This is a genomic window from Streptomyces sp. NBC_01431 (genome assembly GCF_036231355.1).
Classification (GTDB): Bacteria; Actinomycetota; Actinomycetes; order Streptomycetales; family Streptomycetaceae; genus Streptomyces.
On the sequence record NZ_CP109496.1, the window covers coordinates 6,749,359 to 6,771,920 of the forward strand.

Sequence of the window (22,562 nt, forward strand, 5' to 3'; positions counted from 1 at the left end):
AACGGCGCCGTGCGATCCACGGCCGGACCCGGGTGAGACAACGCTCACGGGACGTTCCCCGGGCGGAAAGATCCAAGTCGGCCGGACCACCCCCGGCGCGACGACAACACGGGTATGCGTGTCGTCATCGTCACCGAGTCCTTCCCGCCCGACGTCAACGGCGTTGCCCACTGCGCCCTGCAGACCGCACGGCATCTGGCCGTACGCGGTCACCAACCGCTCGTCATAGCCCCGGCCACGGCCACGGGGGAGGGCTCTGACGTGCCGTGCCCCGTCATACGGGTGCCCTCACTGCCACTGCCCGGCTATCCAGAGGTGCGCCTCGCCCTGCCGAGCCGCCGCGTCGCCGCCGCGATCGAGGCCCACCGGGCCGACCTGGTGCACCTCGCGAGTCCGTTCGTCCTCGGGGTGCGCGCCATGGCCGCCGCCGCCCGGCTCCAGGTCCCCGCCCTCGCCGTCTACCAGACCGATCTGGCCGGATACGCCCGCACCTACATGGGCACCGGCGAAGGCACGGCGTGGCGCCGGCTTCGGGCCGTGCACCAAGCCGCCGACCGCACCCTCGCACCGTCCACCTCGGCCATGCGCGACCTGGCGCGGCACGGCGTCCGGCGCCTGCGGCTGTGGCCGCGCGGCGTCGACACCGACCGCTTCCACCCCGGGCGGCGGGATGTGGCACTGCGCCGCGAGCTCGCCCCCGACGGTGAACTGCTCGTCGGCTACGTGGGCCGGCTCGCCCCCGAGAAGCAGGTGGAGCTCCTCGCGGACGTCTGCGCGCTGGACGGCGTACGCGTCGTGATCACGGGAGACGGGCCGAGCGGCCCCGCGCTGCGCGGCGCGCTGCCCCGTGCCGTCTTCCTCGGCCGCCGCACCGGGGACGAACTCGCCCGGATCTTCGCCTCGTTGGACGTCTTCGCGCACACCGGGCCGCATGAGACGTTCTGTCAGACCGTGCAGGAGGCGATGGCGAGTGGCGTCCCCGTGATCGCGCCCGCGGCGGGCGGTCCGCTCGATCTCGTACGCCACGGTGCGACCGGCCTGCTGGTGGCGCCGCGGGACTCCGAAGCGCTGCGCGAGGCCGTGCTGCGGCTCGCCGACCCGGCTCTCAGAGCGGCCTACGGGCGCGCCGGGCGGGCCGCCGTCGAGGGCCGGACCTGGACCGCCGTCGGAGACCTGCTGCTCGGCCACTACGCCGAGGTGCTCGGCGACCGGGCGCGGGTGGCGGCATGAGCGGTCTCAGGATCGTGCGGCTCGCCAACTTCGTCACCCCCGCGTCCGGCGGCCTGCGCACCGCGCTGCGCGAGCTCGGCCGGGGCTATCTGGCCGCCGGACACGAACCCGTACTCATCGTGCCGGGCGAGCGCGCGCGGGACGAACACACCGAGCAGGGACGGGTGATCACGCTGCCCGGCGTCGTGCTGCCGGGCACCGGCGGCTACCGGGTGCTCGCCGACCGGCGCCGGGTGCGCCGCGCCCTCGACGGCCTCGCGCCCGACCGCATCGAGGTCTCCGACCGCACCACGCTGCGCTGGACCGGCGAGTGGGCCCGCCGGGCCCGGGTGCCGTCCGTGATGGTCTCGCACGAGACGGCGGACGGCGTGCTGCGCACCTGGGGCGTGCCCGAAGCCGTGGCTCTGGGCGCCGCCGACCGGCTCAACAGGCGTACGGCCTGGGCGTATGCGCGGATCGTGTGCACCACGGAGTGGGCGGAGCGCGAGTTCGTCAGGATCGGCGCCCGCAACGTGGCCAGGGCGCCGCTCGGCGTCGACCTGGCGCGGTGCCGGCCCACCCGGCGCTCGACCGTACTGCGCGCCCGCCACGCGCGCGGGGCGAGGGTGCTGCTCCTGATGTGCTCGCGACTGTCGGTGGAGAAGCGGCCCGGGACCGCCCTGGACGCGCTCGCGGAACTGCGGCGCAGGGGCGTGGGGGCCGCGTTGGTGGTCGCGGGGGACGGCCCGCTGGCGGGAGCCCTGGCCCGCCGGGCGGTCGCCGAGCGGCTGCCGGTGGAGTTCCTGGGGCACGTCCGCGACCGGGAGGAGCTGGCCGACCTTCAGGCCGCCGCCGACCTCTGCCTGGCACCGGGCCCGGCGGAGACGTTCGGCCTCTCGGCACTGGAGGCACTGGCCTGCGGCACCCCCGTGGTGTGCAGCGCCTTCTCCGCGCTGCCCGAGGTGATCGGGGACGCGGGCCTCGCGGCCGGAGACACCGGGGGCGAATTCGCCGCAGCGGTACGGGAGTTGATGGCCCGGCCCGAGAAGGACCGCCGGGCGGCGGCGCGGGCGCGGGCCGAACTGTTCGGCTGGGAGACGTCGGTCGCCTCCTTCCTCGCCGCGCACGACGCTCCGGAGGTGCGCCGCGCGAGGTCGGATGCCGCCGCGGAGGTGGTCGCGTGAGCGCCCTCGCGGCAGAACGGCCGCCCCGACCTCCGCTCGAAGGGCTGCGGTTCGCTGCCCTGGGCGACTCGCTCACCGAAGGCATCGGCGACCCGGTGCCAGGCGGATGGCGCGGCTGGGCGGCGCTGCTCGCCGGTCACCAACCGGGCTGGGAATTCCGGAACTTCGCCGTCAGCGGGGCCCTCACCCTCGATGTGGAGCAGCAGGCGTCGGCGGCACGGGAGTTCGCCCCCCATCTCGCCTCCGTTGTTGTCGGCGTCAACGACACCCTGCGCCACACCTTCGACATCCATCGCATCGCCGTACGGCTCGACACGGTGTACGGCGGCCTCGCCGGACAGGGCGCGCTGCTGCTCACCGCCTGTCTGCCCGACCCGGGCGCGATGCTGGGGCTGCCGGGGCCGCTCGCCCGGCCGCTGGCCCGGCGACAGCGGGCCGTCAACGCGGTGGTGCACGCCCTGTCCGCGCGGTACGGGGCGGTCCATCTGCACCTCGCCGGCCCCGCATGGGTCGAGGACCGAGCCCTGTGGAGCGCGGATCGCCTGCACCCGGGCGAACGCGGGCACCGTCTGATCGCCGCCCGCTGTCACACGCTGCTCGCCGGACGCGGGCTCGCCTCGGGCCTCCCGCCCTCCTGCGAACCCGAGCAGCCGCCACCCGGAACTGCCGCCTCCCTGTTCTGGCTGGCCACCGCCGGTACCGCCTGGCTGGCCCGGCGCTCCACCGACCTTCTGCCCCAACTGCTGAGCCTGGCCGGCGACGAACTTCGCCACGCCGCGCGAGGGACCGCGCCCCACCTCGATCTGCGGGCCGCCGACGCCCTGTCCCGCGCACTGGCGGCCGTCTCACCCGGGTGGGGGCCGGAGCCGGGGGATCAGAACCGTCCCACCGGCACGAAACGCAGCGGTGTGCCCGGCGGGGCCTGCGCGGCCGCCGCGAGGTCGCCTTCGGGGACCACGCCGATCACCGGGTAGCCGCCGGTCGTCGGGTGGTCGGCGAGGAAGACCACCGGACGGCCGTCCGGTGGCACCTGCACCGCCCCCAACACCATTCCCTCGCTGGGGAGTTCGACTTCCACCGCACGCCGCAGCGCGGGCCCCTCGGTGCGCAGTCCGATGCGGTTGCTCGCCGAGGACACCCGGTAGCGGCCGCCCGCCAGGACGGCACCCGCGTCCGCGGTGAACCAGTTGGCCCGCGGCCCCGGCAGCACGCGCAGCACCAACTCACCGGGCGGCCCCGGCGCGGGCGCCGCGTCCACCGCCGGGTAAGTGTGCGAGGGGCGGCCCAGCGGCAGCACCGCGCCGTCCCTCAGCGGGGGCGGCCCGAGGCCCGACAGGAGGTCCGTGGAGCGGCTGGCCAGCACCGGTTCGACGGTGATGCCGCCGGCGAGCGCCAGATACGACCGCACCCCGCGCGTCGCCGCGCCCACCTCCACCACCGCCCCCGAAGCCACCCGCACCGGTGCGCCCCACGCCACCGGCCGACCGTCGACCGTGACCGGGCAGGGCGCCCCGGTCACCGCCACGGTGACCGCACAACGGGGGCGTACCGCACAGCCGTTGAGGGTCGTTTCGAGGACGGCGGCCCCCTTCGCGTTGCCGACCAGCCGATTGGCGAGCCGGCTCGCGGGCAGGTCGAGAGCGCCCGAGCGCGGCACCCCCAGGTGCGCGTACCCCCGGCGCCCCTCGTCCTGTACGGAGGTGAGCGCGCCGGCCCGTACGACGGACAGGGCACGGTCGGTCATCGCGTCTCCTGCCGCACGAAGCGGACCCGGGTGCCGGGGGTGAGCAGGGCGGCGGGCTCGCGGTGCGGGTCCCACAGGGCGGCGTCCGTGGTGCCGATCAGCTGCCAGCCACCGGGGGAGGAGCGCGGATAGACGCCGGTGTACGGGCCCGCCAGGGCCACCGAACCCGCCGGAACCGAGGTGCGCGGAGTGTCCCGGCGGGGCACCTCGTACCGTTCCGCGAGCCCCGTGAGATAGCCGAAGCCGGGCGCGAACCCGCAGAAGGCGACCCGGAATTCGGCCGAGGAGTGGATGCGTACCGCCTCCTTGGGCGACACCTGCCACAGGGCCGCGACGTCCGCGAGATCCGGGCCGTCGTAGCGCACCGCGATCTCGACGGTCTCCCGCGCTCCCGCCTCCAGGGGAGGGATGTCCCAGGTGCGTACCAGGGCGCCGAGCGCGACGGGATCGCTCACGCCGTCCAGGAGCACGGTGCGGGCCGCGGGCACGATCTCCCGCACCGGGGGGAGCGTCCCGGCGGCGCGGCGGCGCAGCAGTTCGGCGTGGAGCGCCTCGGCTGCCTCGCCGCCGGCGACCTCGATCAGCAGGGCGCTCGCGCCGACCGGCAGGATGCGCAGGGCGTCGGCCGTCATGCGAAGGCCGCCACGCGGACGCCCGCCGACTCCAGAGCGGCCCGCACCCGGCGGGCCAGCCCCACCGCGCCCGGCGTGTCACCGTGCACGCACAGCGACCGCGCACCGACCGGGACGGGCTCTCCCGACTCGGCCACGACCGTGCCGTGCAGGGCCATCGCGACGGAGCGCGCCACGACCGCGTCGGGGTCGCTGACGACGGCCCCCTCCCGGCCGCGCGGCACCAGCGTGCCCTCGGCGGTGTAGGCGCGGTCCGCGAACGCCTCGGTGACGACGGGCAGTTGGGCCTTCTCGGCCGCGGCGAGCAGCCGGGAGCCCGGCAGGCCGAGGACGGGCAGAGCGTCGCCCGCCAGGAGTACCCCCGCCACGACCGCGGCGGCCTGTTCCGCGTCGTGCACCACGCGGTTGTAGAGCGCGCCGTGCGGTTTGACGTACGCGACCCGGCTGCCGGCCGCGCGGGCGAAGACCTCCAACGCACCGATCTGATAGGCGACTTCGGCCGCCAGCTCCGCGGGCGGCACGTCCATCGAGCGGCGGCCGAAGCCCGCCAGATCGCGGTAGGAGACCTGCGCGCCGATGCGTACGCCGCGCTCGGCCGCCAGCGCGCAGACCCGCCGCATGATGACCGGGTCGCCCGCGTGGAAGCCGCAGGCCACGTTGGCGCTGGTGACGACGGACAGAAGTTGTTCGTCGTCGGTCAGTCGCCAGTGACCGAAACCCTCGCCGAGGTCGGCGTTGAGATCGATCGAATTCGTCCCGGACCGGGTCATGGCTGCGGTGTCTCCTGTTCCAGACGGTGGGTGGCCCTGTGGTGCAGTCTGCCCCGGGCGGGCTCAGGGCGCTCGGTAGTGCTCGTCACGGATGTCGGTGACGAGCATCCGGCCCGGCGCGTGGGTGAGCGCGAACGGCGGCCGGGACGCCATCACGGCGGCCTGCGGAGTGACCCCGCAGGCCCAGAACACCGGCACGTCGCCGGGCAGCGCCGCCACCGGGTCGCCGAAGTCCGGCCGGGCCAGGTCGCCGATACCGAGCGCCCGGGGATCGCCTGAGTGGACGGGGGCCCCGTGCACCGCGGGCATGGCCCGGGTCACCCGGCAGGCCGTGCCCACCAGGTCGGCCGGTATCGGCCGCATCGACACCACCAGGGGCCCGCTGAGCCGCCCCGCGGGCCGGCACGCCCGGTTCGTCACGTACATCGAGACGTTGCGGCCCTGCTCGATGTGGCGCAGCGGCACGCCCTCGGCGGTCAACTGCGACTCGAAGGTGAAGCTGCACCCGATGAGGAACGTCACCAGGTCGTCCCGCCAGAAGTCCGTGACCTCGGGCGGCTCGGCGAGGAGTTCGCCGTTCTCCCACACCCGGTAGCGCGGGACGTCCCGGCGCAGATCGGCGTCGGGGGCGAGCCGCGTCCGCCAGGAGCCCGCCCGCGTGACGTCGAGGACCGGACAGGGCTGCGGATTGCGCTCGCAGAACAGCCGTACGTCCTCGGCCCAGTCGGCCGGTACGGAGATCAGGTTCACCTGGACGTGGCCGGGCGCCCAGCCCGCGGTCGGTACGTCCGTACCCGAACGGAAGAGGGCGCGGGCCTGGTCCGGTGACGTCAGGGACGCCGGTTCCACCGCGCTCACAGCAGCTCCTGCCCGCGGGTCTCGGGCAGGCCGAGCAGGGCGAGCCCGGCGATGGCGTAGCCGACGGCGCCGCACACGAGCGCGCCGCCGACGCCCCAGCTGTCGGCGAGGTAGCCGACCAGGGTGGGGAAGAAGGCGCCCACCGCGCGCCCGGTGTTGTACGTGAACCCCTGCCCGCTGCCGCGCACGGCGGTCGGGTACAGCTCGCTGAGATAGGAGCCGAAGCCGCTGAAGATCGCCGACATGCAGAAGCCGAGGGGGAACCCGAGCACCAGGAGAAGGGTGTTCGCCCCCGAGGGAAGGTGGGTGTAGAGGAGGATGCAGAGCGCCGACAGGACCGCGAACAGGGCGATGTTCTTCTTGCGGCCGAGCCGGTCGGTGAGGTATCCGCCGGTCAGATAGCCGATGAAGGCGCCGGATATCAGGAACGTGAGATATCCGCCGGTACCGACGACCGTGAGGTGGCGCTCGCTCTTCAGGAAGGTCGGCACCCAGGTGGCGAGCGTGTAATAGCCGCCCTGGACACCGGTGGAGAGCAATACCGCGAACAAGGTGGTGCGCAGCAGCGGGCCCCGGAAGATCGCGGCGAAGGTGGCGCCGCCGCTCGTGGTGCGGGCGGTGGCGAGCCGCTGCTCGGTGGCCTCGGGCGCGTCACTGACGTTGCGGCGCACATAGACGAGCAGCAGGGCCGGTAGCGCCCCGGTCCAGAACATCACGCGCCAGGCGGTGCCCGCGTCGACGTACTGGAACACCAGCGTGTACACGATCACGGCGAGCGCCCAGCCCGCCGCCCACGCGCTCTGGACGGCGCCCAGGGTGCGCCCGCGGTGCCTGGCCGAGGCGTACTCGGCGACCAGGATCGCGCCGACCGCCCACTCGCCGCCGAAGCCCAGACCTTGCAGGGCCCGCAGAACCAGCAACGTCTCGTAGTTCGGGGCGAATCCGCAGAGCACGGTGAAGACCGCGTAGGTGCCGACGGTGATCATCAGCGCCCTGACCCGGCCGATGCGGTCGGCCAGCACCCCGGCGAACGCGCCGCCGACGGCCGAGACGACCAGCGTGACCGTGGTCAGCAGCCCGGTCTGGCCGGTGTCGAGCCCGAAGTACGCGGAGATCGCGACCATGGTGAGCGGGAGCGTGAAGAAGTCGTACGAGTCGAGGGCGTAGCCGCCGAAGGCGCCCCCGAAGGCGCGCCGGCCACCGGGGCCGAGCGCCCGCAGCCATCCGAACGGGCCTTTGTCGTGCGGGTGTTGACCTTGCTGAGGCTGGGCCTGGGTCGTGCTCATGTGCACCTCGCAGGAGGGGATGAGAGGGCTGCCGAGACTGTGCGGATTCCTCAAGGTAGGGGATTGTTGAACGATCCGACAAGACTCATGCAGGCACGTTCCCGCTTCCTCGCGATGCTTCTACGATGGGGCCACACGTCGGCGGGAGCGGCCGGCGAGAAGAGAGGGCGCTGTGGCCACGACGGACTCCGAGATGGGCGCTCTCGCCCAGGACCGCGCGCTGCTGGGCCGCACCAGCACCGCCGAACGGGTCGCGGACATCCTGCGCGGCCGGATCGCGGAGGGCTACTTCCCGCCCGGGGAGCGCCTGGCGGAGGACGCCATCGGCAAGGCGCTCGGGGTCTCGCGCAACACCCTGCGCGAAGCCTTCCGGCTGCTCACCCACGAACGGCTCCTGGTCCACGAACTGAACCGCGGGGTCTTCGTGAGAGTGCTCGCCGTCGAGGACGTGACGGACATCTACCGCACCCGACGCCTGGTCGAATGCGCCGTCGTCCAGAGTCTCGGCGAGCCGCCCTACCCCCTCGAAGGCCTCGACGCCGCCGTGGCCGGGGGCGAACGGGCCGCCGAACAGGGCGACTGGAAGGGCGTGTCCACCGCCAACATCCACTTCCACCGCGAACTCGTGGCCCTCGCCGGCAGCGCCCGCACCGACGAGCTGATGCGCGGCGTCCTGGCCGAACTCCGCCTCGCCTTCCACGTGGTGGACGACCCGCGCCGGCTCCACCAGCCCTACCTCGTACGCAACCGGGAGATCCTGGAAGCGCTGCGCGCGGGGGAGCGGGCGGCGGCCGGGCGCCTGCTCGCCGGATACCTGGACGACTCGCGCGCCCAGCTCGTCGAGGCGTACGGGAAACTGGTCGAGGACACTCCCGCCTAGCGGGGTCCGCGCGGGTCCCTCCCCGGGGGCGGGGGCGGGCGGATCTGCGCCGTTTCGACCGTTGTCAGTGCGAGGACCTAATCTGTCCAGCGTGACTTCGCCTGCCTCGACGGAACCCGTTCCGCCCCAGCTCAGCGCGGCGCCGCGCCCCGCACCGGGCCCGGCCGCCGACGAGGGGCTCGCGCGGCGCCTGCGCGCGCTGGCGTGCACGGCGCCGCTGCACGACCTCGACGTGCGCAAGGCCAACCTCGCGGGCGAGTACTCGGTGTACGCCATGGCCGAGGTGGCCCTCGCCTCCATCGACCTCGTCACGCTGAACATGGACTTCGACACCGGCGCCGACCACGAGCAGATCGTGGCCCGGCTCATCCCCCGCGTGGCCGCCCAGGCACCGCACCGGCCCGCCGCCGAGCACGAGCGGGTGGCGCGCTGGGTCCTGGAGAACCTGATCAACGTGGGCAGCGTGGACCGGGGCTTCCGCGCGGTGTACGGCACGTTCAACCCGGACGGCGTCTACGTCCGCAGGGACTACGACTTCAAACTGCTCGAAGAGGTCCCCGGCTACGGCGGCGCCGTCTACCTGCGCACCACCGACGAGGCGGTCAACGTCCTGGTGGGCGCCCTCGACACCGACGTCACCAGCGCCCAGATCGCCGCCGAGGTCAAGCTGGAAGTCCTGATCAACCGCGGCCGCCTCGCCGACGCCCAGCTCGCCGCCGAACAGGCCCGCTACCGCACCGTGCAGTACGCCGAGACGCTCCGGCGCACCCTGGAGGCGACCCGCCGCAACGTGCGCGCGGTCGACTGGCTCAACGCGGTGCCCGACATGATCGCCGAGGCCCTCGACCACGTCGCCGACCGGTACCGGCACGAGAACGCGATCCTCACCAACATCCGCAAGGCCCGCGACGAGTCGGAGGAGCCCGAGCACAAGCGGCGCGCCGCCGAGCTCGTCGACATCGTCAAGGACTGCATCCGCCGCCACACCCAGCTCCAGTCCCGCCTCCTGGAGGCCGGGCCGCTGTTCCGCGCCGAACAGGACCGCCAGGCCTTCGCCCGCCCGACCGCCCGCTGTGGCCTCGACCTGTACGGACAGCTGGTCGCCCCGGTGCTGCCGCTCCCGGTGGAACAGGCGATCCGCGTCACGGACGCCTTCTTCGCCCGCGGCACCGGCCTGCGCACCCCGGTGTCCGTACGCGTCGGCGACCTGGTGGACATACTGCTCACGCCGCCCCTGGAGCGTGAGCACCTCGGGGCGGAGATGCCCGAGCCCGACCTGATCGCCACCCCCGACGACAGCCGCTTCAGCGACGAGCAGCTCGCCGCCGCCATGGAACTGCTCGACCTGGAGCACGACGCACCGCGCCGCCTGTCCGGCCTGCTCGCCGAAGCGCGCCGCCAGGATCCCGAACTGCCGTACCTGGTCGCCCTGTTGGCGGTCCACGCGGCCAGCCCACCGGTCGGCACGGCGTACCGCCAGGGCGAGGAGCGGCTGCTCTTCGCGGTGGACGACGGCACCCAGCTGGACGACCCCGAGTTCGGCGGCGCCGACCTGATCGTGGGCACGGCGCTGCTGGACACGGTGGGCATGGCGGCGGGCCGGACGGAGGCGGCGTGAGTTCTTCCCCACCCGCCGCAGGCTCCCAGCACCCCGCAGCAGAGCACGTACGCACCAAGGAGACGACCCCGTGACCGACCACCACCCCGAGCCCGCGTTCGGCGACGACGCCGAGGCCCCGGCGCCCGCCGGGACGGGCACCGGCGGCGAAGGCCGGATCACCCCCGCCGACGCCGCCGACGCCGCCCGGCTCGTCGCCTTCGGCCTCCAGCCCAAACTGCTGCCCGCGCGCGACGCCGAGTACGGCGAGCTGCTGCGCCGCCACCGCGAGGACCCCGCCTTCGCGCGCCTGGCCGACGCGGTCGCCGCGGGCCTGGGGCTGATCGTCCTGGAGGTGTCGCCCCGCGCCGGCATGGCCGTGACGGCCGCCGAGGACTCGGTCTTCGCCGTCCGCATGGGCGACTACGCGCGCCGGGCCGCCGCCCCCGACTCCGCCGACCGCTTCCTGCACGGCCTGGCCCATCTCGCCGTCGCCGCCATGGCGTTCCCGAGGCCCGAAGACCTCGCCGACGACGGCTACATCGGACGGATCACCGTCAACGGTGTGGACGCCTTCGTACGGCAGGCCTGTCGCCGCCTGGAGGAGCGCGCCGAGGAGACGGGCGAGAACACCGACCCCGAGAGCGGCGCCCCCGGCCTGGAGGCCGCCTGGCGGATCTACGCCCGGCGCAGTTCCACCGGAGCCACCAAGGACGCGCGCCGGCTCGCCGGTTCGACCACCGGCATCGTCGCCAAGGCCGTCGCCTTCCTCACCGAATCCGGCTTCCTCCAGCGGACCGGCGACGACGCGGGCGGCGCCTACCGCACCACCGCCCGCTACCAGTTGCAGGTCCGCGACATGGCGGGCAGCGCCGCCATGGCCGAGCTGATCGAGCTCGGCGTGGTCACGGTCACCGACGGCAGTGCCACCCTGCTGCCGCCCCGCGACGCCGATGACCTGGAGCTGGCGGCCGACGCCGGACTGCCCTTCCACTCCTGACGCCGCTTCCCGTTCCAGCCGCCCCCACCACCACGAGAGTCCGCCGACATGTACGAGCTGTCCCGGGTCCGCCTCTACTCCATCGGGCCCGCCGGTGCGCGCTACGCCGACACCGTGCTTGACCTGCGGGGAGTCGGCGCGCGCGTGCCCAACCCGGCTCCCACGCAGGCCGAGTTCTTCGAGGACGAGCCGGTCGGCCCGCCGCGCCGCCCGGCACCCGCGGGCGTGCTCTTCCTGGAGAACGGCGGCGGCAAGTCCGTACTGCTCAAGCTGATCTTCTCGGTGATGCTGCCCGGCCACCGCAACACCCTGGGCGGCGCGAGCTCGGGTGTGCTGCGCAAGTTCCTGCTCGCCGACGACTGCGGCCACGTCGCCCTTGAGTGGCAGCACACCCTCACCGGCGAACTGGTCGTGGTCGGCAAGGTCAGCGAGTGGCGCGGGCGCCAAGTCTCCAACGACCCGCGGAAGTTCGCCGAGGCCTGGTACTCCTTCCGGCCCGGCCCCGGGCTCAGCCTGGACTCGCTGCCGGTCGCCGAGTCCAGCGCGATGCGGCCCACCACGGAAGGCGCCTCGGGCGCGCAGGGCCGCCGCCGCACCATGAAGGGCTTCCGCGACGCCATCACCGAGGCGACCAAGGCGTACCCGCACCTGGAGGTGTACTGGGAGGAGATCCACGACCGCTGGAACGAACACCTCGGCGACCTGGGCCTCGATCCCGAACTCTTCCGCTACCAGCGGGAGATGAACGCCGACGAGGGCGAGGCCGCCGGCCTCTTCGCGGTCAAGAAGGACTCCGACTTCACCGACCTGCTGCTTCGCGCGGTCACCGACACCCGCGACACCGACGGCCTCGCCGACCTGGTCAGCGGCTTCGGCAACAAGCTCGGCCGGCGCGCCGAACTCACCGCCGAACGCGACTTCACCGCCGGTTCGGTGGACCTCCTCGGCCGGATCGTCGACGCCGCCGAGACCCGGTCGCGGGCCCGCGACATCCACACCGCGGCCGAGCGCCGCACCCGCGTTCTCGCCCGCCGGCTCTCCGCGCGCGCCGCCGACGAACGCGGCCGCGCCGCCGACCTGGCCCAGCAGGTCACCGCCGCCGCCCACCACGTCACCCGCGCCGAGCAGGCGCGCGCCACCAGCTCCCTGATCGCCTCCGAACTCGCCTACCGGCACGCCTCGTTGGCGCTCGCCGTCGCCGAGAAGGCGGCCGCGGCGCAGCGCCGCGAACTCGCCGACGCCCGCACGCTGCACTCCGCCTGGCAGGCCGCCGAAGCGGTGCTGCGCCACCGCGCCGCCGCCGACCGTTCGGCGCGCGTCGCCGCCGCGATCCAGGAGGCCGAGCGGGATGCGGCCCCCGCGCTCGCCGCCCGCGCCCGAGCCGCCGCCGACCTCGTACGGGCCCTGCACACGGCCGCCGAGGACGGCGAGCGGGTCGCGGCCGAGGAAGAGGAGCGCTCCGCCGCCCTCCAGGAGGCGGGCGAGGCCGCCCACCGCGATGCCACGGCCGCCGCGACCGAGGCGCAGCGGGCCCGCAGCGAGGCCGGGCACCTGCGCCAGCGCCTGGCGGAGGTCGAGCAGGAGACCGCCGAGGCGGTACGTGCCGGATGGCTGGACGACAGCGCCCCGGATGCCGACCCCGCGCGGGCCGCGCTCGCCGCCAGCGATGCCGAGAAGACCGCGGTCGCCGCCTGGGACGCGGCCCGCGAAGCCGCCCGTACCGCTGCCGAGCGGGCCCGCGAGGCCGGCTCCGTCGAAGCCCGCGCCGAACTGGCCGCGGCCCGCGCCGAGGACGCCGCCCGCGCGGCCGAGAGCGCCCACGACGCCGAGCGCCGGGCCGCCGAATCCATCGCGGCGGACGACCGACTCGCCGAACTGCTCAGCCTGCCCGGGGCCCCGGCCGCGGTGCCCGGACCGCGCCGACCCGACGGCCAAGGCCCTCAAAGCCCGCTCACCGCTGCGGAGTTGGACCGCTGCGCCGACGAGCTGCGAAGCCTCCTGGACCAAGGCATCGCCTCCGCCGAGCGCCAGCTCTTCGACCTGCGCACGGCCGCCGCCGACGACGCCCGCATCCTCGGCGCGCTCGGCGACGGCGGGCTCCTTCCGCCCAGCCCCGATGTGCTGGCCACCGTCGAATACCTCGGCGAGCACGGCATCCCCGCACTGCCCGGCTGGCGCTACCTCGCGCAGGCCGTGGCCCCCGCAGACCACGCCGCGGTGCTCGCGGCGCGCCCCGAACTCGTCGACGGCGTGGTCATCACCGACCCGGCCTCGCACACGCGGGCCCGTGAGGCGCTCGCCGGGGCCGCACTGCTGCCGCGCTCCGCCGTCGCCGTCGGCACCACGGCCGCGCTGCTCGCCCCCGTTCCGGCCGCCGACTCGGGCGCCGAGAGCGGGATCTTCCTCGTACCGCCGAACCCGGCCATGCACGACGAGCACGCGGCCGACGAGGAGCGCCAGACGCTGCGCGCCCGCGCCACCGCCCGCGACGAGGAGATCCGCTCGCTCGCCGCCCGGCTCGCCGGGGACCGTTCGCTGGCCGCGCGGATCGGATCCTGGCGCGCCGACTGCCCGCCCGGCATGCTCGCCGAACTCGCCACCGCCGCCCACGTCGCCCGCGAGGCCGCCGGGCAAGCCGCCCAGGAGCTGACCGAGGCCCGCGCCGCACGGGCCGAGGCGGACGAAGCCGCCGCCGACACCGCACGCGTACGCGACGAACGCCAGGAGGTCGCCCAGCGCGCCCGCCGCGCCGCCGACGCGCTCGCCGGACTCGCCTACCGGCTGCGCGAACGCGCCGGCTGGCAGGTCAAGCTCCGCGAACTCGCCGACGAGGCAGCCGAGTCGGAGGCCCGCGCCCAGACGCTCCTGGAGCGCGCCAAGGCCGCCGACGAGGACCGCCGCGCAGCCCAGCGGGCCGCCGACGACGCCCACCGCACGTCCCGCGCGCTGCGCGCCGAGCGTGCCGAGATCGCGGGCGCCCCCGAAAATCTGCCCGAGCCCGACGCCGACGCCCCGCGTGCCGCGCTGCCCGCCCTGCGCGAGGCCTACCGCGCCGCGTCGCAGCTGTACGAGAAGGTCGGCGTCGGCGCGGACCTGCGCGCCGAACAGGCCCGCGCCGAAAGCGACGAGAGCGCCGCCCTCGCCGAACTCGACCGCCTCACCAACAAGGTCCGCACCCGCGCCGCGACCCTCCTCGAAGGAACCGACGGCGCCGACGGGCCGTCCCGCCAGGCGGCCGCCGCCCGCGCCGAATCGCTCGTACAGATGCTGGAGACCCGGGCGTCCACGGCGAGCGAACAGCTCGGCCGACTGCGCGGCGAGGCCGAACGGCTGGCACCCGCCGACGGCGCCGCGCACACCGAGCTGCCCGAGGACCGGGTGCCCGCCGACGCCGAGCAGGCCCAGGCGCTGCTGCGCACCGCCACGGCCGAACTGGCCACCCGTACCGATGAGTTGGAGACCTCCCGCGCCGTCCATGCCGAGCTCCTGGGCGCCCACCGGGCCGCCGAGGACGCGGCGGGCGGCTTCGACGAGACGGCCGCGCTCCTGCGCGACCTGCTGCGGGACAACAGCCAGGGGCCGGAGGAAGCCGCCGCCCCCGAGCCGTACCCGGGCAGCCTGGAGGAGGCCCGCCAGTCCGCCGCCGAGGCCCGCCGCTCTCTGCGCGGTTGCTCCGGCGACCTCTCGGCCGCCGAGTCCGCCCTCCGCGAGGCGAGTGACATCCTGGTGCGCCACGCCAACGCCACCCGCTACGAGCAGGTCCGCACCCCCGCCCGCCAGCAGATCCGCGAACTGCCCGCGGCAGCCCTGCCCGAGCACGCCGCCGCCTGGGCCGCCGCGTTCGAACCCCGACTGCGCGTCCTGACCGACGAGCTGGCGCAACTGGAGCGCAACCGCGACTCGATCGTCGACCGGCTGCGCGGTCTGGTGGAGTCGGCGCTCACCACGCTCCGCTCCGCCCAGCGGCTGTCCCAGCTGCCCGAGGGCCTCGGCGAGTGGTCCGGCCAGGAGTTCCTGCGGATCCGCTTCGAGGAGCCCGACCAGGCCACCCTCACCGAACGGCTCGGCGAGGTCATCGACGAAGCCACCCGCGCCGCCCTCAAGAAGAACTCCGATCTGCGCAGGGACGGCATGTCGCTGCTGCTGCGCGGAGTGCAGGCCGCGCTGGAACCGCGCGGTATCGCCGTCGAGATCCTCAAGCCGGACGCGGTGCTGCGCGCCGAGCGCGTACCCGTCGGGCAGATGGGCGACGTGTTCTCCGGCGGCCAGCTGCTCACCGCCGCGATCGCCCTCTACTGCACGATGGCGGCGCTGCGCAGCAACGACCGGGGCCGCGACAAGCACCGGCACGCCGGCACGCTCTTCCTCGACAACCCGATCGGCCGCGCCAACGCGACGTACCTCCTGGAGCTCCAGCGGGCCGTCTCCGACGCGCTCGGTGTTCAACTCCTCTACACCACCGGCCTGTTCGACACGACGGCGCTCGCCGAGTTCCCCCTCGTGATCCGGCTGCGCAACGACGCGGACCTGAGAGCGGGCCTGAAGTACATCAGCGTCGAGGAGCACCTGCGGCCGGGCCTTCCCCAGCAGGAGACCACGGGCGAGACCGTGCACGGCGAGATCACAGCGACGCGCATGTTCAAGAAACCGGCCTGACCGGGCCGTTGTCAGTCGAACGGGCGCGGGGCCTCATACCTCGGAGAGGCGCTGGTCGCCGCCCCTCCCGCGCGGTATCCGGGCCCCCGCCCGCTCGGCCGCGCGGGCGGTCCGCCGGGACCGGCGCCGCTCCCTGCGCAGCCGCCGGGCCGTACTGCTGGGCATGGACACCACGCCGTTGCGCTGGTTCCACACCTGGCGGGTGACCCAGACGTCCAGGACTCCCCACGTGGCGAGGACCGTGCTGCCCACGCTGCTCATCACCATCGGGAAGGCCAGCCAGGAACCGGCGACGGTGCACAGGAACGCGACCATCGCCTGCATCAGAGTCGCCGCGACGATGATGACGGCGCGCACCGCCGCGGTACGGATCGGATCGGCCAGCCGCGGTCGCACCGCGGCCTCCTCCACCCACAACGGCTGCTGCTCAACGCTCATGCGTTCATACCTCCCCAACCGGAGACGAACCGAAGTCCCCCAAGATTCCCGGGATATGCCCGGAACGCAGAATTCCAGCCATCTGCCCCCGGCGTCGAAAAGACGCCATGACGGGTGTCCCCGGCCACAGTCGCGGTTGTCATCTCCCGGAATACCAGGACAACTCGTGATCGCCGCTCGGAAGGGCGGCCGAAAATCGCCCGGACGCGCCTTCGAGTTGTCTCTGTGTCAGTAGTAGGCTCACGCCGTTTGCTGACGGTTGATCTGGGGGAGGCCATGCGCTTTCGCGGGAAGTCCATCCGCCGGAAGATCGTGGCGTTGTTGCTGGTGCCGCTCGTCTCCCTCACCGCTCTGTGGGGCTTCGCCACCTATCTCACCGGCCGTCAGGCCCATGAGCTGATGGGCGTGGCGAACATCGTCAAGAAGGTCGGCTACCCCATCGAGGACACGGTCCGTGTCATCCAGCAGGAGCGCCGCCAGACCCTGGTCTACCTCGCCGACGAACGCCCCGCCGACGCGCTCGCCTCGCTGCGCAGCCGCCGTTCGGCCACCGACACCGCGATAGCCAGGATCCGGACCGCCGCCCAGGACTCGCACGTCCGCGGCGACCTCCAGCCCGTCGCGAAGGCCCGCCTCAAGGAGGTGCTCGCCGGTTTCGACTCCATAGCCGCGCTGCGCCAGTCCATCGAGCAGGGCGGCGTCGACCGGCCCCACGCGCTGCAGTTCTACAACCGCCTCATCGACCCCTGCTACAGCTTCCTCATGAATCTCCACGCCCTCGAGGACGTGGACATGGACAAGCAGGGCCGGGCGCTCGTCGGCATCACACGGGCCCGCGAGATGCTCTCGCGCGAGGACGCCCTGGTCGCCTCCTCCCTGATCACCCCGAAGACGACGGCGCCCGAACTGCGCCGGATATCCGACCTGGTGGCCAGTCGGCAGCTGCTCTACGACACCAACCTGGAAGTCCTGCCCGCCGCCGACCGCGACATCTTCGACCAGTACTGGCGCGGCCCCGACACCGAGGCGCTGCGCACCGCGGAGGCGGCCATCGTTGACGCGGGCCCCGCGAAGGACCCCCGCCACATCGACGCCGCCCGCTGGCAGCAGGCCGCGACGCCCGTGCTCGACCGCCTCGCCCAACTGGGCACCGAGGCCGGAAACCGCTACCAGGACCGGGTCGAGCCCCTCGCCTTCAATGTCCTGGTCAAGGCCGGCCTCGCCGGTGTGCTGGGCTTCCTCGCCCTGCTGATCTCCCTGTTCATGTCGGTACGCATCGGTCGCGAACTGATCCGTGACCTCACCCGGCTCCGCAAGGAGGCCCACGAGGTCTCCGGCGTCCGCCTGCCGAGCGTGATGCGCCGCCTCGCCGCCGGCGAACAGGTCGACGTGGAGACCGAGGCGCCGCGCCTCGACTACGAACGCGACGAGGTCGGCCAGGTCGGCCAGGCGCTCAACACCCTGCAACGGGCCGCCGTGGAGGCCGCCGTCAAGCAGGCCGACATGCGCCGCGGAGTCTCCGAGGTCTTCGTCAACCTCGCCCGCCGCAACCAGGTTCTGCTGCACCGGCAGTTGACGCTCCTGGACACCATGGAGCGGCGTACCGAGGACACCGACGAACTCGCCGACCTCTTCCGCCTCGACCACCTCACCACCCGCATGCGCCGGCACGCCGAGGGCCTGGTGATCCTTTCGGGCGCCGCCCCCTCGCGTCAGTGGCGCAAGCCGGTGCAGCTGATGGACGTCGTACGGGCCGCGGTCGCCGAGGTCGAGGACTACGAGCGCATCGAGGTGCGCAGGCTGCCGAGGCTGGGAGTGGGCGGCTCGGCCGTCGCCGACCTCACCCATCTCATCGCGGAACTCCTGGAGAACGCGACGGTGTTCTCGCCCCCGCACACCGCCGTCCAGGTGCACGGCGAGCGGGTCGCCAACGGCTTCACCCTGGAGATCCACGACCGGGGCCTGGGCATGGCACCCGAGATGCTGCTCGACGCGAATCTGCGGCTCGCCGAGACCCCCGAGTTCGAGCTCTCCGACACCGACCGGCTGGGCCTGTTCGTGGTCAGCCGGCTCGCCCAGCGTCAGAACGTCCGCGTCTCGCTCCAGCCCTCCCCGTACGGCGGCACCACCGCGATCGTGTTCATCCCGGCGACGCTGCTCACCGACGCGCCCGACACCGAAGGCACCGGATTCCGCCTCGACCGCACCTCCGCCCGGGAGGACGGCAAGGACATCCCCGACGCCCCGCGCCGCGCACTGTCCCCGCTGCCCGTCGGCATCCCCGGCGAGTCCGTCCTGGACGGCCCGGTCGAACTGGAGCCCCCGCTCGACCCGTTGGGCCTCGAAGCGCCCGGTGTGCTGCAAGCGCCCGACGGCCCGGACGGGATCGATGCGGGCCGCGGCGGGCTGCTGCGCTCCGCCCGCCTGGTCTCCGAGTCCGCCGCCGACCGCCACCAGCACCAGCAGGCCGCCGACGAGGGCCAGGAGCGTGGACCGGTTCCGCTGCCGCGCCGGCACCGGGTGCCCACCCTGGTCAGCGACAACGGTCGCCGGGTGGACGGCCCCGGGCGCGGCCACCCGGCCCCCGGGCCGGACCCGGACCCGCAGGAGATCCGCGCCGCGAACACCCCGGCTTCCGAGCGACGCCCCGCCGGCAGCCCGGCCTCCGAACGCCGTGACCCGGACGGCCGCGCCGTCGAACCCCGCGCGCCCCAGCCGCTGCGCCCCGCCGCACCCCGGCCCCAGCCCCCGGCCCCGCACCCCCTGCGGCCCGCACCGCAGCCCCCCGGACTCCAGCCCGTGAAGCCCGCCGGTCTGACCGACGGGCCTTCCGGGCCGCCGGCCAACCCCGCCGACCTGCCGGGCCCACCCAGCTCCGCACCCTCCTGGGGCAGCGTCCCGAGCCCGCGGCACAACGCCGAGAGCGAGACCCCGCTCGGCGGCCTTCCCCGCCGGGTCCGCCAGGCCAGCCTGGCCCCCCAGCTCAAGGACGCCCCCGAAAGCCGTCACACCCCGCCCGAGCCCGACCTCGGGCCCGAGCCGGAGCGCGACGCCGACGAAGTGCGCGACCGCATGGCCGCCCTACAGCGCGGCTGGCAGCGCGGCCGTCGGCAGAACGCCGCATCGGACACCGCGGAAGGACCGTCCGCGCCTGCCCGAGGCACCACCGCACAACGAACCACACCGGAGGGGGACGGTCGATGACCGCGCCACACAGTTCACCCGCAGCACGCAACACCCCAGGGAGCGCCTCCGGCGAACTCAACTGGCTCCTGGACGAGTTGGTCGACCGCGTCGCCTCCATCCGCGAGGCCCTGGTGCTCTCCAGCGACGGCCTCGCCACCGGAACCTCCCGCGACCTGACCCGCGAGGACGGCGAGCACCTGGCGGCCGTCGCCTCCGGGTTCCACAGCCTCGCCAAGGGCGTCGGCCGCCACTTCGAGGCGGGCAGGGTCCGCCAGACCGTGGTCGAACTCGACGACGCCTTCCTCTTCGTGACGGCCGCAGGCGACGGCAGCTGTCTGGCCGTGCTGTCCGACGCCGACTCCGACGTCGGTCAGGTCGCGTACGAGATGACACTGATGGTCAAGCGGGTCGGCGTCCATCTGACCACCGCACCACGGACCGGCCTGCACACCGGAGGGTGAGTGGGGTACGTCATGAGCGGGGGACGCGATGAGTGACGCAGACCAACGGGCCAAGGACCGGGCACCGGACCGGTCGGCGGCGGCCCAGGGCCGGCCGCACCACTGGTTCGACGCGGACGCGGGCCCGGTGGTGCGTCCGTACGCCATGACGCGGGGGCGCACCACCAGCGTGGGCCAGCACCGTCTGGACCTCATCGCCGTCGTCGTCCCCGAACCGGCCGCCGACGACCCGGGCCGCGATCAGACGCTCTCCCCGGAGCACGTGGAGATAGTCGAACGCTGCGGTGACGCGCCGCAGTCCATCGCCGAACTCGCGGCCGGACTCGACCTTCCCGTCGGGGTGGTCCGGGTCCTGGTGGGCGATCTCGTCGCCGACGCCCTGGTGCACGTAACCCGACCCGTACCGCCGGCCGAGCTGCCGGACGAGTCCCTTCTCCGCGAGGTGATCAATGGCCTTCGGGCGCTCTAGCCGCAAGAAGCGGCACATCGACCCGGTGACGCTCAAGATCCTCGTCGCGGGCGGCTTCGGCGTCGGCAAGACCACTCTGGTCGGCGCGGTGAGCGAGATCCGGCCACTGCGCACCGAGGAGCGCCTCACCGAGGCGGGCCGCCCGGTCGACGACCTCGCGGGCGTGGAGGGCAAGAACACCACCACGGTCGCCATGGACTTCGGGCGCATCACGCTCCGCGAGGACCTGGTGCTCTACCTCTTCGGCACCCCGGGCCAGGACCGCTTCTGGTTCCTGTGGGACGAGCTGGCACAGGGCGCGCTCGGCGCGGTCGTCCTCGCCGACACCCGCCGCCTGGAGGACTGCTTCGCGGGCATCGACTACTTCGAGCGCCGCGGCATCCCGTTCACGGTCGCCGTCAACTGCTTCGACGACGCCACGCGTTATCCCGCCGACACCGTGCGCTCCGCCCTCGACCTCGACCCCGAGGTGCCGCTCCTCATGTGTGACGCGCGGGTTCGCGAGTCGGTCAAGGAGATCCTGGTCGGCGTGGTCGAGCACGCCATGGCGATGAAGGCGAAGGGCCGCCAGCCCGCGGTGACCTGAGCACGCGCGACACGGCCCGGACCCCCACCGACCGGGGTACGGGCCGTGCGTCCGTGGGCGCCTACCGGCCGCTCTCCTCGTGCCAGCCCAGGCTCCGCTCCACCGCTTTGCGCCAGTTGGCGTACTCGCGCTCGCGAAGCCGCGCCTCCATACGCGGAGACCATTGCACATCGCGCTGCCAGTGCGCCTCGAGTTCGCCGAGGTCCGACCAGACCCCGGTGGCGAGACCGGCCGCGTACGCGGCACCCAGACAGGTCGTCTCGGACACCCTGGGGCGGATCACGGGCACACCGAGCACGTCCGCCTGATGCTGCATCAGCAGATGGTTGGCGGTCATGCCGCCGTCCACCTTGAGCGTCGTGATCTGCACACCTGAGTCCTGGTACATGGCGTCCACGACCTCGCGGGTCTGCCAGCTGGTCGCCTCCAGGACCGCGCGGGCAAGGTGGGCCTTCGTCACGTACCGCGTCAACCCGGTGATGACACCCCGCGCATCGGAGCGCCAATAGGGCGCGAAGAGCCCGGAGAAGGCGGGCACGATGTACGCCCCGCCGTTGTCCTCGACGCTCGCCGCGAGGGTTTCGATCTCGTCGGCACTGCGGATGATGCCGAGCTGGTCCCGGAACCACTGCACGAGCGCCCCGGTGACCGCGATCGACCCCTCCAGGCAGTAGACCGGCGCCTGTTCGCCTATCTTGTAGCCCACGGTGGTGATGAGCCCGTTCTTCGAGGCGACCGGCCTGTTACCGGTGTTCAGGAGCAGGAAACTCCCCGTCCCGTACGTGTTCTTCGCGGTGCCGGTGTCATAGCAGGCTTGGCCGAAAATCGCCGCTTGCTGGTCGCCGAGCGCAGAAGCGACCGGCACACCCGCCACCGGTCCCACGGCGGTGCCGTAGACCTCGGCCGAGGACCTGATCTCCGGAAGCATCGTCCTGGGCACGTTCATCACGGCGAGGATCTCGTCGTCCCACTGAAGGGTTTCCAGGTTCATCAGCAGGGTGCGCGAGGCGTTGGTGACGTCGGTGACGTGCACCCCGCCGGCCGTGCCGCCGGTCAGGTTCCAGATCAGCCAGGAGTCGACGGTGCCGAACGCGATCTCGCCGCGCTCGGCGCGGGTCCGGAGCCCGGGTACGTTGTCGAGCAGCCAGGCCGCCTTGGGGCCCGAGAAGTAGCTGGCCAGCGGGAGCCCGGTGGCGTCGCGGAACCGGTCCTGCCCGTCGCTCCCGCCGAGTTCTGCGCAGAGCGCGGAGGTCCGGGTGTCCTGCCAGACGATCGCGTTGTGTACGGGTTTGCCGGTCGCGCGGTCCCAAAGGACCGTCGTTTCACGCTGGTTGGTGATGCCGAGCGCGCTGAGCTGGTCCGCGCGCAGTCCGGCCCTGGCGAGGGCGCCCGCGACCACGGCCTGCACCTTGGACCAGATCTCGGTGGCGTCGTGCTCCACCCAGCCGGGCTTGGGAAAGATCTGCCGGTGCTCGCGCTGGTCGACGGCGACGATCGCACCGTCCTGGTTGAAGATGATGCAGCGGCTGGAGGTGGTGCCCTGGTCGATCGCGGCGACGAACTTGTCCGTCATGGCTACCCCTGGTTCCGAAGGCCGGGAGAACGG

General features: G+C 73.7%; 18 protein-coding genes. 11 read left to right on the forward strand and 7 right to left on the reverse strand.

Annotation, left to right across the window (positions count from 1 at the left end):
- The first annotated feature begins 114 nt into the window (after window positions 1–114).
- The 3 genes from OG522_RS30860 to OG522_RS30870 are packed head-to-tail and all read left to right on the forward strand — an operon-like array spanning window position 115 to window position 3,367.
- Complete coding sequence (locus tag OG522_RS30860; protein WP_329466314.1) at window positions 115–1,230, forward strand: glycosyltransferase family 4 protein; 1,116 nt, start codon at window positions 115–117, stop codon at window positions 1,228–1,230.
- Complete coding sequence (locus OG522_RS30865; RefSeq protein ID WP_329466315.1) at window positions 1,227–2,393, forward strand: glycosyltransferase; 1,167 nt, start codon at window positions 1,227–1,229, stop codon at window positions 2,391–2,393. Before OG522_RS30860 ends, OG522_RS30865 begins: the two co-directional genes overlap by 4 nt.
- On the forward strand, window positions 2,390–3,367 hold the full coding sequence (locus OG522_RS30870) for an SGNH/GDSL hydrolase family protein (protein ID WP_329466316.1): 978 nt from the start codon (window positions 2,390–2,392) through the stop codon (window positions 3,365–3,367). Before OG522_RS30865 ends, OG522_RS30870 begins: the two co-directional genes overlap by 4 nt.
- Here OG522_RS30870 and OG522_RS30875 read toward each other — a convergent pair.
- The 5 genes from OG522_RS30875 to OG522_RS30895 all read right to left on the reverse strand — a co-directional run bounded on the left by OG522_RS30875 (window position 3,268) and on the right by OG522_RS30895 (window position 7,683).
- A complete protein-coding gene (locus tag OG522_RS30875; RefSeq protein ID WP_329466317.1) occupies window positions 3,268–4,137 on the reverse strand; it encodes a biotin-dependent carboxyltransferase family protein in 870 nt (289 codons plus the stop codon). The genes OG522_RS30870 and OG522_RS30875 overlap by 100 nt on opposite strands.
- Window positions 4,134–4,769: a 5-oxoprolinase subunit PxpB gene (gene pxpB, locus OG522_RS30880; RefSeq protein WP_329466318.1), complete on the reverse strand. Its 636-nt coding sequence runs from the start codon at window positions 4,767–4,769 to the stop codon at window positions 4,134–4,136. Before pxpB ends, OG522_RS30875 begins: the two co-directional genes overlap by 4 nt.
- Window positions 4,766–5,539, reverse strand: a complete 774-nt coding sequence (locus OG522_RS30885) for a LamB/YcsF family protein (protein ID WP_329466319.1) — start codon at window positions 5,537–5,539, stop codon at window positions 4,766–4,768. The genes pxpB and OG522_RS30885 overlap by 4 nt, the downstream gene beginning before the upstream one ends.
- Window positions 5,540–5,602: 63 nt before the next feature.
- Window positions 5,603–6,397 carry a putative hydro-lyase gene (locus tag OG522_RS30890; protein ID WP_329466320.1) on the reverse strand — a complete coding sequence of 265 codons (795 nt, stop codon included), beginning with the start codon at window positions 6,395–6,397 and terminating at the stop codon, window positions 5,603–5,605.
- Entirely contained in the window at window positions 6,394–7,683 is a 1,290-nt protein-coding gene (locus tag OG522_RS30895) for an MFS transporter (RefSeq protein ID WP_329466321.1), read from the reverse strand. The genes OG522_RS30890 and OG522_RS30895 overlap by 4 nt, the downstream gene beginning before the upstream one ends.
- 193 nt (window positions 7,684–7,876) lie before the next feature.
- Between OG522_RS30895 and OG522_RS30900 the strand changes: the two genes are divergently transcribed.
- The 4 genes from OG522_RS30900 (at window position 7,877) to OG522_RS30915 (ending at window position 15,816) form a co-directional block, all read left to right on the forward strand.
- Window positions 7,877–8,563 carry a GntR family transcriptional regulator gene (locus tag OG522_RS30900; protein ID WP_329467804.1) on the forward strand — a complete coding sequence of 229 codons (687 nt, stop codon included), beginning with the start codon at window positions 7,877–7,879 and terminating at the stop codon, window positions 8,561–8,563.
- 91 nt (window positions 8,564–8,654) lie between these two features.
- The gene (locus tag OG522_RS30905) at window positions 8,655–10,181 is read left to right on the forward strand and encodes a hypothetical protein (RefSeq protein ID WP_329466322.1); all 1,527 of its coding nucleotides are present in this window, start codon (window positions 8,655–8,657) and stop codon (window positions 10,179–10,181) included.
- 70 nt (window positions 10,182–10,251) lie between these two features.
- The gene (locus OG522_RS30910; RefSeq protein WP_329466323.1) at window positions 10,252–11,160 is read left to right on the forward strand and encodes a hypothetical protein; all 909 of its coding nucleotides are present in this window, start codon (window positions 10,252–10,254) and stop codon (window positions 11,158–11,160) included.
- Between the two features lie 48 nt (window positions 11,161–11,208).
- Window positions 11,209–15,816, forward strand: coding sequence for a hypothetical protein (locus tag OG522_RS30915; protein ID WP_329466324.1), 4,608 nt, complete (start codon window positions 11,209–11,211; stop codon window positions 15,814–15,816).
- 33 nt (window positions 15,817–15,849) lie between these two features.
- Here the strand turns inward: OG522_RS30915 and OG522_RS30920 are convergent, their stop codons facing one another.
- Window positions 15,850–16,332, reverse strand: a complete 483-nt coding sequence (locus OG522_RS30920; RefSeq protein ID WP_385101646.1) for a hypothetical protein — start codon at window positions 16,330–16,332, stop codon at window positions 15,850–15,852.
- A 198-nt stretch (window positions 16,333–16,530) separates the two neighbouring features.
- Here OG522_RS30920 and OG522_RS30925 point away from each other — a divergent pair, with 198 nt between their 5' ends.
- From OG522_RS30925 to OG522_RS30940, 4 genes are read left to right on the forward strand one after another with little or no spacing between them, the layout of a single operon-like run.
- Window positions 16,531–19,458 (forward strand): sensor histidine kinase, encoded by a 2,928-nt coding sequence (locus OG522_RS30925; RefSeq protein ID WP_329466326.1) that lies wholly within the window; start codon window positions 16,531–16,533, stop codon window positions 19,456–19,458.
- Window positions 19,455–19,901 (forward strand): roadblock/LC7 domain-containing protein, encoded by a 447-nt coding sequence (locus OG522_RS30930; protein ID WP_329466327.1) that lies wholly within the window; start codon window positions 19,455–19,457, stop codon window positions 19,899–19,901. Before OG522_RS30925 ends, OG522_RS30930 begins: the two co-directional genes overlap by 4 nt.
- A 28-nt stretch (window positions 19,902–19,929) precedes the next feature.
- Window positions 19,930–20,370 (forward strand): DUF742 domain-containing protein, encoded by a 441-nt coding sequence (locus OG522_RS30935; protein ID WP_329466328.1) that lies wholly within the window; start codon window positions 19,930–19,932, stop codon window positions 20,368–20,370.
- A complete protein-coding gene (locus OG522_RS30940; protein ID WP_329466329.1) occupies window positions 20,351–20,956 on the forward strand; it encodes a GTP-binding protein in 606 nt (201 codons plus the stop codon). Before OG522_RS30935 ends, OG522_RS30940 begins: the two co-directional genes overlap by 20 nt.
- 61 nt (window positions 20,957–21,017) lie before the next feature.
- On the opposite strand, the gene glpK is transcribed toward OG522_RS30940, so the two are convergent.
- Entirely contained in the window at window positions 21,018–22,529 is a 1,512-nt protein-coding gene (gene glpK / locus OG522_RS30945; RefSeq protein WP_329466330.1) for a glycerol kinase GlpK, read from the reverse strand.
- Window positions 22,530–22,562 lie beyond the last annotated feature (33 nt).